Source organism: Dysgonomonas sp. 25, from assembly GCF_010501075.1.
Taxonomy (GTDB): Bacteria; Bacteroidota; Bacteroidia; order Bacteroidales; family Dysgonomonadaceae; genus Dysgonomonas.
On sequence record NZ_QVMN01000001.1, the window covers coordinates 1 to 16,065 of the forward strand.

14 protein-coding genes are annotated in these 16,065 nt (G+C 43.3%); 9 read left to right on the forward strand and 5 right to left on the reverse strand.

Annotated elements, in window-relative coordinates; translation table 11 throughout:
• Positions 1 to 286 precede the first annotated feature (286 nt).
• The 8 genes from D0T66_RS00005 (at position 287) to D0T66_RS00040 (ending at position 8,696) form a co-directional block, all read left to right on the forward strand.
• Positions 287 to 556 carry a DUF2089 family protein gene (locus D0T66_RS00005; protein ID WP_163354983.1) on the forward strand — a complete coding sequence of 90 codons (270 nt, stop codon included), beginning with the start codon at positions 287 to 289 and terminating at the stop codon, positions 554 to 556.
• Complete coding sequence (locus D0T66_RS00010) at positions 540 to 1,124, forward strand: hypothetical protein (protein WP_163354984.1); 585 nt, start codon at positions 540 to 542, stop codon at positions 1,122 to 1,124. The genes D0T66_RS00005 and D0T66_RS00010 overlap by 17 nt, the downstream gene beginning before the upstream one ends.
• A gap of 19 nt (positions 1,125 to 1,143) precedes the next feature.
• Positions 1,144 to 2,502, forward strand: coding sequence for a S9 family peptidase (locus D0T66_RS00015; RefSeq protein ID WP_163354985.1), 1,359 nt, complete (start codon positions 1,144 to 1,146; stop codon positions 2,500 to 2,502).
• A gap of 56 nt (positions 2,503 to 2,558) precedes the next feature.
• On the forward strand, positions 2,559 to 3,317 hold the full coding sequence (locus tag D0T66_RS00020; protein ID WP_163354986.1) for a glycosyltransferase family 2 protein: 759 nt from the start codon (positions 2,559 to 2,561) through the stop codon (positions 3,315 to 3,317).
• Positions 3,318 to 3,437: 120 nt separating this feature from the next.
• On the forward strand, positions 3,438 to 5,393 hold the full coding sequence (gene gyrB / locus D0T66_RS00025; protein WP_163354987.1) for a DNA topoisomerase (ATP-hydrolyzing) subunit B: 1,956 nt from the start codon (positions 3,438 to 3,440) through the stop codon (positions 5,391 to 5,393).
• A gap of 81 nt (positions 5,394 to 5,474) precedes the next feature.
• The gene (locus tag D0T66_RS00030) at positions 5,475 to 7,241 is read left to right on the forward strand and encodes a hypothetical protein (RefSeq protein ID WP_163354988.1); all 1,767 of its coding nucleotides are present in this window, start codon (positions 5,475 to 5,477) and stop codon (positions 7,239 to 7,241) included.
• Positions 7,242 to 7,268: 27 nt separating this feature from the next.
• The gene (locus D0T66_RS00035; RefSeq protein ID WP_163355497.1) at positions 7,269 to 8,264 is read left to right on the forward strand and encodes a M28 family peptidase; all 996 of its coding nucleotides are present in this window, start codon (positions 7,269 to 7,271) and stop codon (positions 8,262 to 8,264) included.
• A 3-nt stretch (positions 8,265 to 8,267) separates the two neighbouring features.
• Entirely contained in the window at positions 8,268 to 8,696 is a 429-nt protein-coding gene (locus D0T66_RS00040; protein ID WP_163354989.1) for a SufE family protein, read from the forward strand.
• Here D0T66_RS00040 and D0T66_RS00045 read toward each other — a convergent pair whose 3' ends face one another.
• The 3 genes from D0T66_RS00045 to D0T66_RS00055 form a co-directional block, all read right to left on the reverse strand.
• On the reverse strand, positions 8,697 to 9,338 hold the full coding sequence (locus D0T66_RS00045; RefSeq protein ID WP_163354990.1) for a thiamine diphosphokinase: 642 nt from the start codon (positions 9,336 to 9,338) through the stop codon (positions 8,697 to 8,699).
• Between the two features lie 527 nt (positions 9,339 to 9,865).
• The gene (locus tag D0T66_RS00050; RefSeq protein WP_163354991.1) at positions 9,866 to 11,815 is read right to left on the reverse strand and encodes an ABC-F family ATP-binding cassette domain-containing protein; all 1,950 of its coding nucleotides are present in this window, start codon (positions 11,813 to 11,815) and stop codon (positions 9,866 to 9,868) included.
• Positions 11,816 to 12,071: 256 nt separating this feature from the next.
• Complete coding sequence (locus tag D0T66_RS00055) at positions 12,072 to 13,784, reverse strand: SulP family inorganic anion transporter (protein WP_163354992.1); 1,713 nt, start codon at positions 13,782 to 13,784, stop codon at positions 12,072 to 12,074.
• Between the two features lie 224 nt (positions 13,785 to 14,008).
• Here D0T66_RS00055 and rbr point away from each other — a divergent pair, with 224 nt between their 5' ends.
• The gene (gene rbr / locus D0T66_RS00060) at positions 14,009 to 14,587 is read left to right on the forward strand and encodes a rubrerythrin (RefSeq protein WP_163354993.1); all 579 of its coding nucleotides are present in this window, start codon (positions 14,009 to 14,011) and stop codon (positions 14,585 to 14,587) included.
• 49 nt (positions 14,588 to 14,636) lie between these two features.
• On the opposite strand, the gene D0T66_RS00065 is transcribed toward rbr, so the two are convergent.
• Complete coding sequence (locus D0T66_RS00065; protein ID WP_163354994.1) at positions 14,637 to 15,263, reverse strand: viroplasmin family protein; 627 nt, start codon at positions 15,261 to 15,263, stop codon at positions 14,637 to 14,639.
• A 28-nt stretch (positions 15,264 to 15,291) separates the two neighbouring features.
• The gene (locus D0T66_RS00070) at positions 15,292 to 15,795 is read right to left on the reverse strand and encodes a ClbS/DfsB family four-helix bundle protein (protein ID WP_163354995.1); all 504 of its coding nucleotides are present in this window, start codon (positions 15,793 to 15,795) and stop codon (positions 15,292 to 15,294) included.
• Positions 15,796 to 16,065: the final 270 nt, after the last annotated feature.

Sequence of the window (16,065 nt, forward strand, 5' to 3'; positions counted from 1 at the left end):
GGGAGAGTAGATAGCCGCCGTCTTATTGAAAGAGAACCTCATAAGTTGAAATATACTTATGAGGTTTTTTTTGTGGGGTGATTTGTGCGTTTGTTGTGTTTGTATGAGGTATACACACTTTACTCATTTTGACCGTTTCTAATCCTGCTACCCGATCTCTTCCAATCTTTTATTAGATTAATTAATTACTTTTTTTGTGAATAATATTTATTCATTATTGAATAATATTTATATTTATTTGAATAATATTGAAAATTTTCTTTTCTTTGTAAAAAAGTAGAATATTATGTTACCATGTTATTGTCCGAGTTGTCGTGCGCAACTTCATGTGAAAAGTCTGAAGTGTGAAAATTGTCAGACGGAGATTATAGGTAATTACCCATTGCCTCAGTTTGTTTTGTTATCTCCTGATGAACAGGATTTTATTGTCAAATTTGTACGCCATAGTGGAAGTTTGAAAGATATGTCTAATGAATTGGGCTTAAGCTACCCGACTGTGCGGAATTTGTTGAATGACATCATTGAAAAACTGAATTCTTATGAAAAACAAGATTAAGCTGCTTTATAATCCATTTGAACAGGTAGCCGGATGGAAAGCTTTTTTAATGGGGTTACCTATTATAATTGGAAGTGTACTGATAGCTTATACCCAAGACCAATATTTTTCGGGGGTATTTAATATACGCTATATCAAAGATTTGGTATTGGGGCAAGCGTTCCTGTATCAGGCCATATCCTTGCTGGTATTAGTAATGATTATGTATGGATTTGGATTAATTTTTTCTAAAGGAATTCGTTTTCAGGATGTATTAGGAACAGTTACTTTGGCACGCTATCCTTATTTCTTTGCTGCATTTACCGGCTTTTTCCTGAATACGGAAGCTACTATTGAGATAACTAACCAGGTTCTTGCCGGAAATTATCAGGAAGTTATGAAACCCTTGATAATCATGACGGTTGTAGGGGGTATTCTGTGCGTCATATTGGTTTGGTATATCGCTCTTCTGTATAATGCCTTCCGTATTTCTACGGGATTGAAGGGTGCAAAATGTATTATATTGTTTATACTTTCTCTACTGTTGACTGATGTTATCTCTCTTATTTTGAAGTGTTTATTGTTTTAGTTTTTAATATCGGAGTTTTATGAAAAAGTTTATTGTATTACTATTTACAATTACGTGCGCATTATTAAAACTTGTCGCACAGGATATTTCGGGTGCATGGAGTGGAGAATTGAATATTCAGGGAACTAAGCTTCCTATTGTTTTCAACATAGAGAAAAGCGCTGATACCTATGCAGCTACGATGGATAGTCCCAATCAGGGAGTAAAAAATATTCCTACAACATCTGTTGTTTTTGAAAATTCAAAACTCATAATAAAAGTAGCTCAATTAGGCGCTGAATATGAAGGGGAATTAATCAAGCCGACCGAAATTAAAGGTTCTTTTAAACAATCGGGGTTTACCTTTCCGCTCGATCTGGAAAAGAAAGAGTTTAAAATAAACCGTCCGCAAGAACCGCAACCTCCATTCTCTTATTTTGTCGAAGATGTGTTTTTTGAAAATAAATCGGCCGGGATAATATTAGCCGGAACCCTGACCTATCCGAAAGCAGGAAACTCTTTTCCTGCTGTTGTCCTGATTACAGGAAGTGGGGCGCAAGACCGGAACGAAGAAGTTTTCGGACACAAACCTTTCTGGGTAATAGCTGATTACTTCACTAAAAATGGCATAGCAGTACTGAGATATGACGACAGAGGCTTTGGAAAATCGGAAGGGAAGTTCTCGACGGGAACAACGAAAGATTTTGCGTCCGATGCCTATGCTGCTGTTGAATACCTGAAAGGGCGGAAAGAAATCAATTCTGGTAAAATCGGCATTTTAGGGCATAGCGAAGGAGGGCTTATCACCTTTATGCTGGCTGCCGAACACCATGATATTTCGTTTATTATTTCTATGGCAGGGGCAGCTGTGCAAGGAGATTCGTTACTCTACGAACAACGTAAAATGATTTCGTCTGCTGCCGGAGTAAATCCGGTTGCTTTTGAGCAAAACGAGGAGTTGATAAAGAAAATCAACGCTCTTATTGTCACTAAAACAATGGACGAAGTGAAAGAAAATGCGACGATATACGTAGAAGAGCTTTTTCCGAAAGGATTGGACGAGGACCAAAAAAAGCATTTCGCCAATCAGCTCGTTAGGCAGGCTGCCCCTTGGATGCAATATTTTCTGCAATACGATCCGGCGGCAGATATTGCTAAAATCAAATGTCCGATATTGGCTATTAATGGAGAGAAGGATTTGCAGGTGGGGGCAACTACCAATTTGGGCACTATAAAACGAATAGCTCCTCATGCAGAAATAAAATCATATCCAGATTTGAATCATCTTTTCCAGCACTGCAAAACCGGTTTGGTCGCAGAATACGGGCAAATAGAAGAAACGATATCGCCCGAAGTGCTGAAAGATATAGCAGATTGGATAAGATTAACGACCAATTGAAAAGGACTTTCAGTATAAATATATTATCTTTGTGCTCTGAATAAGAGCACTTTTTTATGCCGAAGATTTCGATTATAACACCAACCTATAACTCCGAAAATACAATTGAGGTTACTATTAATGCCCTTTTGAGGCAAACGTTTTCGGACTTTGAATACATTATTATCGATGGCTTGTCCAAAGATAACACTATCGCTAAGATAGAAAGTTATATCCCGGCTTTCGAGCAGAAAGGGGTAAAGGTAACTATCGTCAGCGAAAAGGATAAAGGTGTTTACGATGCTATGAATAAGGGTATCGCTTTGGCTAAAGGAGAATTGGTCGGGATAACCAATTCGGACGACTGGTACGAAGATAATGCACTGGAAGTAATGTGGAATCGCTTTACCGATGGGAAAGTAGACCGCAGCAACTCGATGCTCTACGGCATAGAGCGCGTCTGGAAGAACGGTAAGGTTTACAACGTTCAGCGTCGTGGGTCGGCCTTTATATCCGAGGGAGTAATGCCGCACTCCACTTTCTTTGTTTCCAAGGCAGTGTATGATAAATATGGCGCTTTCGATTTGTCGGTGAAGATATTAGCCGACTATGATTTTATCAGTCGCTGTGCCGGTCAGGGCGTTGTGCTGGAGGAGGTAGACGCTATTATTTCCAACTTTTTGTTGGGTGGAATATCTTCTTCTTATTTCGATTTCTACAAGGATTATTATACTATTCAGCTCAAATATAATTACATAACACAGAAGCGATATAAAGAGCTGATGTTTGTACTCAAGATAAAGAAAATCCTGAGCAAATTTATTCATAGATGGTAACCCTTCTATACCAATTTTAACTTGCATTTTTGAAGAAAAATTCGTACATTCGCTATGTTTTAAATGAAGCGGATTGATATTCGCATTTGCTTGGGATACAATTAGATATAAAATAAATATATGACGGAAAAACAAAGAAAAGCCGGAGAAGCATACTCGGCTGATAGTATTCAGGTTTTAGAGGGTTTAGAAGCCGTACGTAAAAGACCGGCCATGTACATCGGTGACATTGGCGAGAAAGGTTTGCACCATTTGGTGTACGAGGTGGTAGATAACTCTATTGACGAGGCTTTGGCCGGATTTTGTACCGATATACAAGTTTATATACACGAAGACAATTCGATTACGGTCAAAGATAATGGTCGCGGTATTCCGGTCGATTATCACGAAAAAGAGAAGAAATCAGCCTTAGAAGTTGTGTTGACTGTCCTGCATGCCGGAGGTAAGTTCGATAAAGGAACCTACAAGGTGTCGGGAGGTTTGCACGGGGTAGGGGTATCGTGTGTGAATGCGCTCTCTACATACCTTCGTGCCGAAGTGCACAAGAACGGCAAGGTATACATGCAGGAATATAGTATTGGTAAACCGAAAGCCGACATAAGTGTGATTGGTGAATCTAATGATACAGGTACAACTATTACCTTCCGCCCGGACGACAGCATATTCATTACAACAGAATATAAATACGACATTCTCGCATCACGTATGCGCGAATTAGCCTTTTTGAATGCAGGTGTACGCCTGACTTTGACGGATGAACGTGTGAAGAAAGAGGATGGTTCGTTCCGTTCGGACTCGTTCTATTCGGAGAAAGGTTTGTCGGAATTTGTGAAGTATATCGATGCTTCCAAAGAAGCTCTGATACCGGATGTTATTCATATTCAGACGGAGAAGCAAGGCATACCTGTTGAAGTGGCGATGACATATAATACAACTTACAACGAGAATGTATATTCATATGTCAATAACATCAATACGATTGAAGGAGGTACACACCTTACCGGATTTCGCCGTGGTTTGTCGCGTACATTGAAGAAGTATGCCGAAGATGCCAAACTGCTTGAAAAGGTGAAAGTTGAAATCAGCGGTGATGACTTCCGCGAAGGTTTGACAGCCGTTATCTCTATCAAAGTAGCTGAGCCTCAGTTCGAGGGGCAGACGAAAACAAAGCTGGGTAACAACGAGGTTATCGGTGCTGTAGACCAAGCTATTGGTGAAGCATTGAGCGTATTCTTGGAAGAACACCCGAAAGAAGCAAAGATAATCGTAGAGAAAGTTGTTTTGGCAGCTACAGCCCGTGCTGCAGCACGTAAAGCCCGTGAACTGGTACAACGTAAATCGCCCCTCTCGGGTGGTGGATTGCCGGGTAAATTGGCTGACTGTTCGAGCAAAGATGCTACCCGATGCGAGATATTCCTTGTCGAAGGGGACTCGGCCGGCGGTACGGCTAAACAAGGTCGCGATCGTGGGTTTCAGGCCATCCTTCCTTTGCGTGGTAAGATTCTGAATGTAGAGAAAGCTATGCCGCACAAGGTGTTGGAAAGCGAAGAAATCAAGAATATATATACCGCTCTCGGTGTTACCATAGGTACAGAAGAGGATTCCAAGGAATTGAATATAGAAAAATTGCGCTATCAGAAAATCGTTATCATGACCGATGCCGATGTCGATGGTAGCCACATTGCCACATTGATTCTAACGTTCTTCTTCCGCCATATGAAGCCGCTTTTGGAGAAAGGATATGTCTATATCGCAACTCCTCCGTTGTACCTCCTGAAGAAAGGTAAGAACGAGGAATATTGCTGGGACGACCGCCAGCGTCGCGCCTTTATCGACAAGTATGGCGACGGTGACGAGAATGCCGTTCACACCCAACGTTACAAAGGTTTGGGAGAGATGAACGCCGAGCAGTTGTGGGATACGACCATGAATCCCGAACATCGTACTCTCCGTCAGGTGACGATAGAGAATGCAGCCGAAGCTGACCATATATTCTCTATGCTGATGGGCGAAGATGTAGCTCCGCGCCGTGAGTTTATAGAAGAGAATGCCACTTATGCCAATATAGATGCATAAGGCGGAATAGAAATAATAAGCGAAAAGAGTTGTTATATAGTACTTATATACAGCTCTTTTTGCAATTTTACAGAAACAGGAATGGTAGCCATTTTATTATCCTTTATTGTTATATCCTTCGTGCTGTTTACGTACGGGGATATGTTTGTACTGCTCTATCGGAAAGTCTGTAAGCAGGACGAACACTATAATATCCTCGATACTGCGCTGATAGGAATGACTTTCGTCACGGCTGTTATCACGCTTACTTCCTTATTTTTGCCTACCAACCAGTATATACTTCTGGCACTGCTTGTTTTGGGTGTAATATACTGGATGCTCAACAGGGGGCGTATCGCCTCTTATACCTCAAAGATAAAGAACTTGCTATCTTCGTTCTCGAAGGTGCAACTTGCATTGCTGTTGCTTTCCCTCCTCGTCCTGCTCGTCTATATGCTATGGGCGTCGCACTGGTTCGATGCAACATACTATCACTATCAGAATATACGCTGGAATGAAGAATATCGGGTTGTTCCCGGATTGGGCAATCTCGAACACCGTTTCGGCTTCAATTCCAATTTCTTCTTACTGTCAGCCCTTTTCAGTTTTCGCTTCCTATTTGGCGAAGCCATTTATGGGCTGCAGTTCACCCTGATGGTTATACTCCTTTGCTGGGTGTTGGTCGAATTGGTCAGAAGCCGTTTTGAGCTGAAGCGCATTCTGTTGCTTCTTTTCTATTTCTTCTTCTTTGTGCTGAATATCGAATCCATGACCGATAGTTCGACAGACTTTGTTTCCAACTTCTGTATCTTCTATCTGGTTTCACGCTTGATACTCTACCCGCAAGTATTGAAGGACAGCAAGCTGCTCTATTATATCATTCCGGTTATACTGATAACCTTCAAGCTATCGGTTGCGCCGTTCTTCCTCTTTGGGCTGTATATTCTTATCCATCTTTTGAGGAAGAAGGATTATCGCCTGATAACTACATTCATCACCTTGTCTGTGGTGCTTGTTGTGCCTTGGATTATCCGCACGGTTGTTATAACAGGCTATCTGTTTTTCCCTGTTTCGGGAATAGATATCTTTGGCTTCGACTGGAAAGTGCCCGAGGAGATATTACAGATGGAAGTAGGGAATGTCACTACCTTTGCCGGGTATGTCTTTGGGTTGTACTTTAAGTTCGACTATTTCAAGCTATTCGGCTGGGCAGAGAATAAGTTCTTGCTGATTGCCGTGCTTATCTTATTGGTAAACGGTATCTGTATATTGCTATCCACCCTTTTGGTCGCTTACAAGGCTATTAAAAAGCGGAAGAGCATCCCCGGAAGTTACTGGTGCATGTACCTCGTGTTGTTTGCCAACTTGTTGTATTGGTACAATATGGCTCCCGATCCGCGTTTCGCTTATGGCGTTATCTTCGGATTGAGCCTGCTGTCGATAGTTATCATCCTTCCACAGAAAGAATACTATTACCCCCGCCTCGGAAAACTGGCAATGCTTGCCTTTGCCTTTGTGTTGCTCTTTTCCTCTTTCAAGCGGGTGTATAACTATTATATGCTTGTATATCCCACTTCCCTGAAAGATGGGCGTAAACCCTTCTCATCTATCTTGATTCAGCCTTATAGTTCGATGAATCAGGCAGAGGCGAAAGGGATACATTATAAGCCATTTACGATTTATAAGTTGGGCGAACTGGATATCTATATGAGCGCCGACAAGATACATGGCGTCACTTATGATATGCTGCCGGCTACATCCCTGTTCCCTATCGAGAATCAGGTGAAGTTTCAGAATATAGAAACTGTCGAAGCCCGGGGAACGACTTTGCAGGACGGTTTCAGGCCTAAGAAAGGATATACGGAATAAAACTATTACCTTTGTAGTATGATGAATATGTACAGACTCATTTCTATTGCTCTCATAGCATCCATGGTTGCTTGTTCGTGTGGCAACAAGACGACGACTAATACGAGTACCCCACAGGCTGAATCTTATCAGCAGGTATCGCCGGCTTTCAATGCCGACTTAGCGTATGAATATGTGCAGAAGCAGGTCGACTTTGGCCCTCGTGTACCGAATACCAAAGAACATGTTGCCTGTGGCGATTTCTTAGTCAGCGAATTGAAACGCTATGGCGCAGAGGTGGTTGAGCAAAAGGCCGTGTTGACAGCATATAACGGGAAAAAGCTGAATGCCCGCAATATCATAGCTTCGTATGGGGAAGATAAGCAGGAGCGCGTTTTGCTGTTTGCCCATTGGGATACCCGTCCGTATGCAGATCACGACAAGGATGAGAAGAACCATAATACGCCTATCCTCGGAGCGAACGACGGTGCGAGTGGAGTAGGGGTCTTGCTTGCTATAGCCAAGGAGTTGCAAACTAAAGAGCCGAATGTCGGGGTAGATATTATCCTCTTCGATGCCGAAGACTATGGGCCTCCTGCCTTTGATGGCGCGGAGAAGCCGGGCGACTGGTGGTGCCTCGGTTCGCAGTATTGGGGAAAGAACCCTCATGTGAAAGGCTATACGGCTAAGTATGGTATCCTTCTCGATATGGTCGGAACGAAAGAGGCTACTTTCTATCGCGAGATTTATTCCAAGCAGGTAGCTCCGAATGTTGTGGAGAAGGTCTGGAGTACAGCCCGCCAGTTGGGATATGGAAAGTATTTCATCAGCAAGGATGGAGGTGGTGTAACCGACGACCATGTCTATGTCCACCAGTACAGGCATATTCCGAGTATTGATATTATTGACTATAAGATAGATAAGAAGAATGATGGTTTCTTCTCGCATTGGCACACGGTGAACGATACGATGGAGAATATCGATAAGGAGACATTGAAGGCCGTAGGGCAGACAGTGTTGGAGGTTATCTATAAAGAGAACTAAGAAATGGCTACAATAAACGAGATTCAGGACGAGATAATAGAGGAGTTCTCCACATTCGACGATTGGATGGATCGTTATGCCTTACTCATTGAGTTAGGTAACGGTTTGGAGAAGCTCGACGATAAATATAAGGTAGAAAACAACCTGATAGAAGGCTGCCAGAGCCGTGTATGGTTGCATGCCGAAATGCAGGACGGAAATGTGATATTCCATGCCGAGAGCGATGCTGTGATTGTCAAAGGCATCATCGCTTTGCTTATCCGTGTACTGTCCGGGCACACTCCTGATGAGATACTGAATGCCGACCTTTATTTTATCGACAAGATAGGATTGAAGGAGCACCTTTCGCCTACACGCTCCAATGGCTTGGTCTCGATGATTAAGCAGATGCGTTTCTATGCTATGGCCTTCAAAGCAAAAGAGAGCAGATAGTCAGAATGCCCGGTAAACGACAATCCGCCCGTCGGTATCTATTCCAAATTCATCTGTAATAGCCTCATTGAGTGTGCCTTGCCACCAGCTGTCGAAAATCTGGTTTTGCACGGGATATACAAGTCCGTGTGTCGTTATATGGCATCGGTCTAAGCAAAAGAACGAAACCTGTTGCTTCGGGTAGCTTTCATACAGCCCGTCGGTATTTGTTCCTATGAAACTTCCGTAGTCGGTAATCATCTCTACATCAGTGTGCTGCATATATTGGCAGAGCAGTGAAATATTGCCTAGTGTATGGTCTTCTCTTTTACCCGTAGCCCCCAGAATCGTTATTTTTTTCCTGCCGATACCGATACAATAGTTGACAGCCTTCGTCAGGTCATTCGTATCCTGTTCGCGTATTCTATGAATGATGTGCGCAAACCGTTCCTTGTTTTCGTCTGATAATGAATCGCAGTCGCCGACGATAGCATCCGGCACGATTCCCGCTCGAACGAGGCTGTCGGTAGCCCCATCGCAGCATACGATATATTGCGCTCCTTTCAGTATGGAAAGGGGAATAGGATGACACGGAAAATCGCCATTGGCGAGGATGACCGTTTCGCTATGCTGTCCCTGAACGGGTAACTTATATCTTTTCATTCCTAAAATATTAATCTTCTGATTATCAAATGAAATTTAGTTAAAAAGTAACAAGCCTCTACTTTCCTCTATCGATTTCGGGCATTTCTTGTTGAGTTACTTTTTATTACTTAACCACCAAGAGCAAAAGTAGCATACACGCTTGTCATGCCGAAGTTTATCTGAGGCATCTCGTCATATCTAACAGAAAGAGATCCCTCGCATCCGCTCGGGATGACAAGAAAAAGTAACACAAGTATACTTATTTTTGTTCGTTTTTTTAGAGTTACTTTCTTCTTCGAGACCTTTGTGTAACCTCTTTGTGTCCTTTGAGTCGCCTACGCTCCTCGAACGTTGCTTGTGGTTAAGTAATAAACCATCCGTTTTTCAAGAACGCTTTTCTCAAAAAGTAACAGACCTCTACTTATTTTCGAACTTTTTATCGAGTTACTTTTTCTCGTAACTTGTAACTGCCCGTAGGGCGAAGTAACTTGTAACTGATAAACTCGTCAACTCCCTAAATAAATATAGATAAATATCCGCGCAAATTATACATTGCTTTTTATCTCTTCGAGCTGCAAGGTGAGGCTTTCCCACTTTTCCATTTCAGCCTGAAGTTCCTTATTTAATAGCCCATGCCTTTCGAACAAAGTACTATCCGAAGCGCCTTCGGGCATATTCATTTGAATTTCGAGCGAAGCTATTTCCGCTTCCTTTCTTTCTATGATGCCCTCTATTTCGGCTATTTGCTTTTCTATGCGTTTTATCTGGCGGCTCAACTCTTTACGCTCTTCGTACGAGAGTTTCGATTCCGGCTTGCTATCTATTGGTACATCAGATTGATGCGATTCTTTCTTTCCCGGTTGCATTTCGAGTTCCTGCAACGTTTCCATTTTTTTCTTTTCGAGGAACTCATAAATACCACCCAAGTGAGATTTGACTTTTCCACTACCAAATTCGTAAACCTTATCGACTAACCCATTGAGAAAATCACGGTCGTGCGAAACAACGATGACTGTCCCGTCAAAGGTTCTCAAAGCATCCTTCAATACATCCTTCGAGCGCATATCCAGGTGGTTGGTCGGCTCATCCAGAATCAGCAGGTTGACAGGTTCGAGCAGTAAGCGTATCATTGCCAGACGGCTGCGCTCACCTCCCGAAAGAACTTTCACTTTCTTGTCCGAGGCTTCACCGCCGAACATAAAAGCGCCTAATATATCCCTTATTTTTGTCCGTATATCACCCACGGCAACACGGTCGATAGTATCGAAGACGGTCAGGTTCTCGTCTAAGAGTTGTGCTTGATTCTGTGCAAAATAACCGATTTTGACATTGTGTCCCAGTTCCAGCCTTCCCTTATAATCGGATATTTCCCCCATAATACATTTGACAAGCGTCGATTTACCCTCGCCGTTTTTCCCCACAAAGGCTACCTTGTCGCCCCGGTTGATGGTCATATCTACGTGCGAGAAAACCAAGTGGTTGCCATAAGCTTTCTCCAGATTCTCTGCCACAACGGGGTAAGAACCCGAACGCGGCGCAGGCGGAAATTTCAGGCTCAGCATAGCCGTATCTTCCTCGTCCACTTCTATGCGGTCTATCCTGTCGAGCTGCTTGATACGCGATTGTACCTGGACGGCTTTGGTCGCTTTATAGCGGAAACGCTCGATAAATTCTTCGGTTTTTTGTATCTGTTTTTGTTGATTTTCGTAAGCGCGCATTTGCTGTTCGCGGTACTCTTTCCGCAACTCGACGTACTTCGAATAAGGAACTTTATAATCGTATATGCGCCCTAACGATATTTCTACCGTACGGCTGGTTACCCCGTCCAGAAAAGCCCTGTCGTGCGAAACGAGCACAACGGCATTGGCGCGGGTGGAGAGGAAATTCTCCAACCACTGAATAGATTCGATGTCGAGGTGGTTAGTCGGCTCGTCGAGTAGCAGTACATCGGGGCGGCGAAGCAGGAGTTTAGCCAGTTCGATACGCATACGCCATCCACCGCTGAATTCATTTGTCGGACGACTAAGGTCGGTGCGGGTAAAACCCAGACCGAAGAGTGTCTTTTCCACTTCTGCCTGAAAGTTTGTTCCGCCTGCCATCAGAAACTGGTCGTTGAGATGGGTAGAACGCTCGATAAGAGCATGATACTCTTCCGATTCGTAGTCGGTACGCTCGGCAAGCTGCTTGTTGGTTTCTTCCAATTCCAACTCCATTTTATGGATATGCTCGAATGCCAAGGAGGCTTCTTCGAAAACGGTGTTGCCGTCTTTCAACTGCATTTGCTGCGGAAGGTAGCCTATCGTTATGTCTTTCGGGTAAGACACACGCCCGCTTGTCGGCTGTTGCAAGCCGGCTAATATCTTGAGCATAGTCGATTTTCCGGCGCCGTTTTTACCGACCAGCGCCATACGCTCTTTCTTGTTAATGATATAGGAAATATCATCGAAAAGTGTAAATCCTCCAAACTCAACAGTAAGTCCTTCTACCGAAACCACGTCTTATATTGTTTTGGCACAAAAATACAGATTTTAAATGAAAAGTACCGAGATAGGCAGGGTAAATAATGGCTTTTCGGGCAAGATGCGGATATTTTTTTCTATTTTAGCGGGATTAATTTTAGTATTTCGATTATAGATGAGTTGACGCAAATCGTGATAAATTCGGCTTCTTTGGATGAAGATGAAGTCATAGAATTAGAAAAACCGCTTGTCGGCAAGATAGAGAAGTTAACCAAGAAGCTCCGCTAATCTCTTACAGCATTGATTCTTCTTTCGCCTTATCTAATAAATAGTAGGCTCTGTCTAAAGCCGCCCCGATATTGCCGCAGATATTACCTTCGCCTATCATCGCAGGAATCTTGGATTTTTCGATCATCTGATGCACTTCGGGACGTACCCCCGATAAGATGACCGTTATGCCGTCGTCTATCGACTTTTCGCACAGGCTTTCCAGATTGTGCAGGCCTGTAGAATCCATAAACGGCACTTTGCGCATGCGGATGATACGGATTTTTGCTTTATCGCCGATAATACGCATACTTTCGTCGAACTTGTTAGCTATCCCGAAGAAGAAAGGCCCGTCTATTTCATATACTTCCACTTCTTTGGGCAAGTCCAATTTTTCGTCATCGTGCCCGAATTCGCCTTCGTGGCTCAGGTCTAATTTGTTTTTGATGACAGAAACGCGAGCGACTTCATTCATCCGTTTCAGGAAGAGGAATACTGCCATCAGCAGACCTATCTCGATGGCAACGGTGAGGTCGAATACCAACGTCAGAATAAAAGTTGCCAGCAATACAGCTACATCGGCTTTGGAATTGCGGAGCAGATCGACGAACGATCGCCATTCGCTCATATTGTAGGACACCACTATCAATATGGCTGCCAAACAAACCATCGGGATGTGCTTGGTCAACTGCCCCAAAAACAGGACGACCAACAGCAGGAACAAGGCGTGTACTATCCCCGCAACAGGCGTACGGCCGCCATTGCTCACATTCGTCATTGTACGGGCTAACGCTCCCGTTGCCGGAATACCACCCAGAAGGGGAGACGCAATGTTGGCTACACCTTGTGCTATAAGTTCCATGTTGGAATGCGATTTCTCGCCGGTTACGCCATCGGCTACACTAGTCGAGATGAGCGATTCGATAGAACCGAGCATCGCCAGCGTAAAGGCTGTCGGGAAGAGCGCATTGATTAAATCCATATTCACGTTCAATCCGGAAGGAAGCTGAAAAAGGTTTCCTCCGAGGTCGAACTTGTCGCCGATTGTGGCAATACTTTCTATTCCGCAGTGATATCTCAAAATATATACTACTACGCTTATAAATACTACAGCCAGTAGCGATCCGGGTATCTTTTTCGATATTTTTCCCGAGAAAATGATGATGACGAGGCTTAGTATTCCGATGATAAGCGTAGGGATATCTGTCGAAGGGAAATTACGGATATACACAATCCATTTGCCAATAAAGTCGGGAGGGATTGTTTCGTTGATGGTCATCCCGAAAAAGTCTTTCATCTGTGTGGAAAAGATAATAACGGCAATACCACTCATATAGCCTACGATTATAGGGTAGGGGATGAATTTGATAACGACACCCAGTCGCATTATTCCCATCAGAATCAGCATGATACCCGACATCACCGTGACAACGACAAGCCCCTCGAAACCATAAGTCTGGATAGTATTGTAAACGATAACAATGAATGCACCTGTCGGCCCTCCGATTTGTACCGTACTTCCTCCCAAAAAGGAAATTACAAATCCGGCAACTATTGACGTGAGCAATCCCTTTTCGGGGCTTACGCCCGAAGCGATACCGAATGCCAATGCCAGCGGGAGCGCTACAATACCAACTATGAGCCCCGACATGAGGTCGTTGGCAAACTTCTGTTTATTATACGTCTTGAGTGATGTGAATAACTGAGGCGTAAAATGACTACGTATATCTTTCTTCATAATAATTACCTATCTTTCATAGATAAAATTAATCAGTCTGAATAGGGTGTCTGTGAGTCCTTCTAAATCAGGCTTAAATAATGTTTATTATAATTATTTAATTTTTTTTACGCCGCAAAGATATGAAATCATTTAGCATAACATAAGTTAATCCCGATAAATCTTTGTATTTTTGTGTAGAAAGATCAACTATTTATATAAATTATCATCAAAGAAAAAATCTTATGGACAAGAGTATTAAAGGCACTCAGACTGAAAAATGCCTGCTAACTTCTTTTGCAGGTGAGTCTCAAGCTCGGACGCGCTACACGTTTTTTGCAAGTGTGGCAAAGAAAGAAGGTTACGAACAGATTGCCGCTATCTTCCTCGAAACAGCCGATCAGGAGAAAGAGCATGCTAAGCGTATGTTCAAATACCTCGAAGGCGGAATGGTAGAAATCACGGCTTCTTATCCTGCCGGAAAAATAGCGACCACCGAAGAGAACCTGATTGAAGCTGCTGCCGGCGAGCACGAAGAATGGGCTATCGATTATCCCAAATTTGCTGAAATAGCCGAATCGGAAGGCTTCAAAGAAATTGCAACTATGTACCGCATGATTGCGAAGGTGGAAGAAATGCACGAAAACCGCTACAAAGCGCTTCTTGCCCGTATCCAGAGCAATGGCGTATTCTCGCGCGAAGAAGGTATCGACTGGCAATGCCGCAACTGTGGATATGTACATCATGGTAAGACTGCCCCTAAAACTTGCCCTGCATGCCTTCACCCGCAAGCGTATTTTGAGCCGATGAAATGGAATTTCTAATAATTTCCTGATATGATACAAAAGCAGTAAGTTCTTCTTACTGCTTTTGTTATTTCCGTCCGAAATCGGCCGGGATTTCGCCCCATTGATCGGTTTCCCATTTCAGTATGGGAGTGGTGTATGTATTCTCGCGCAACCATTTCTCGGCGCGGGCTATAAGGTCAAAGATTATTTCGTTTTCGGGAATACGCTCGAGCTTGGTCTTACATTTTTTGTCTTTCACCCATTTGATGGCATTGCGGCTGTCGGAGTATAGAGGAATGTTGAGTTTCTTCTGCTTCAATAGCGCCAGACCGTGCACCAATGCCAGAAATTCGCCGATATTGTTTGTCCCCATCTCAAAAGGGCCTTGACGGAATATTTCTTTGCCCGTCTTCACATATACCCCCCTGTATTCCATCAGCCCCGGATTACCGCTACAGGCAGCATCTACCGAAAGGCTCTCTTTGATTATCGCTGCATTATTATGTATCGAAACCGTCTTTTTCTTTTCGGCATTTTTGCCTACGTAATTCCACGGACTATCCCTGAAAGCCTGCTCGGCCTGTTCGAGTGTCGGAAACGATTTGTAGATAGCTCCGTCGTATCCTTCGACTTGTGCTTTGGCTTCGTTCCATTGCCGGTAGATACCGGGTTTAACTCCGTTCCAGACTACATAAAAGTTCTTTTTTGCCACGCTTTATATCTTTCTTTTTGCCCTTTGACTAAAGGGTTTTCTGGTGTTTTTTTATTTTTTTGATAGCCCAATCGTAATGGCTCGATGTGGATGAAACACAATAAGCCCCCAGACTGGTATTTCCCGTCCATGAAAAGTACTTGCTTGTAAATAGTTCTTCATCCGAAAAGCGCTCAATCAGCATCATTGCTTCGGCATGGCTTTCTTTCAAAAGCATTACTGCCTTTTTCAGAGGGGTATTCTGATGTTTTTCCCAAAATTCGATGTTCATTTTGGGGTAAGTCTTCCAATTATACGGCTCGGGCAAGAAGTTCGTTTTATTTCCTGCATGGTTCGACCGAAGCCAATTGAGCAATAATTGGTGCCATTCGTAGAGATGTACCAGTACATCGCGAATATTCCTGTCCCTGTCTTCGAACGAAAAAGTCTTTGTTTGTTCCTCTTCAGACATAGAATCGATTAAGGCGAATAACTTGTTGAAGTTATCCCCGCTTGCCTGCAATAGCTGTTCTTTAGTTCTTGGCCTTGCCATATCTTGTTCTGTTAGATTATTTATTCTATCCCCTACCCAAAAGCCTCTAAAGTGTCGCTTTTTTGTGCCACTTTTAGTTACTTTTTTTAGCGCTTTTTGAAGTTTATATATCTTATTATTAGTTGATTAAATCTCTAAAACCGAGACAAGGAAACAACGTTTTCTTTATCGGGTTACTCTTAGCCCCACCAACCTCCCCCAAGGGGAGGCTTATTCGTCCCTGTCATGTTGAGTGAAACGAAACATCTTACCTCGCAATAGGGAAAAGAC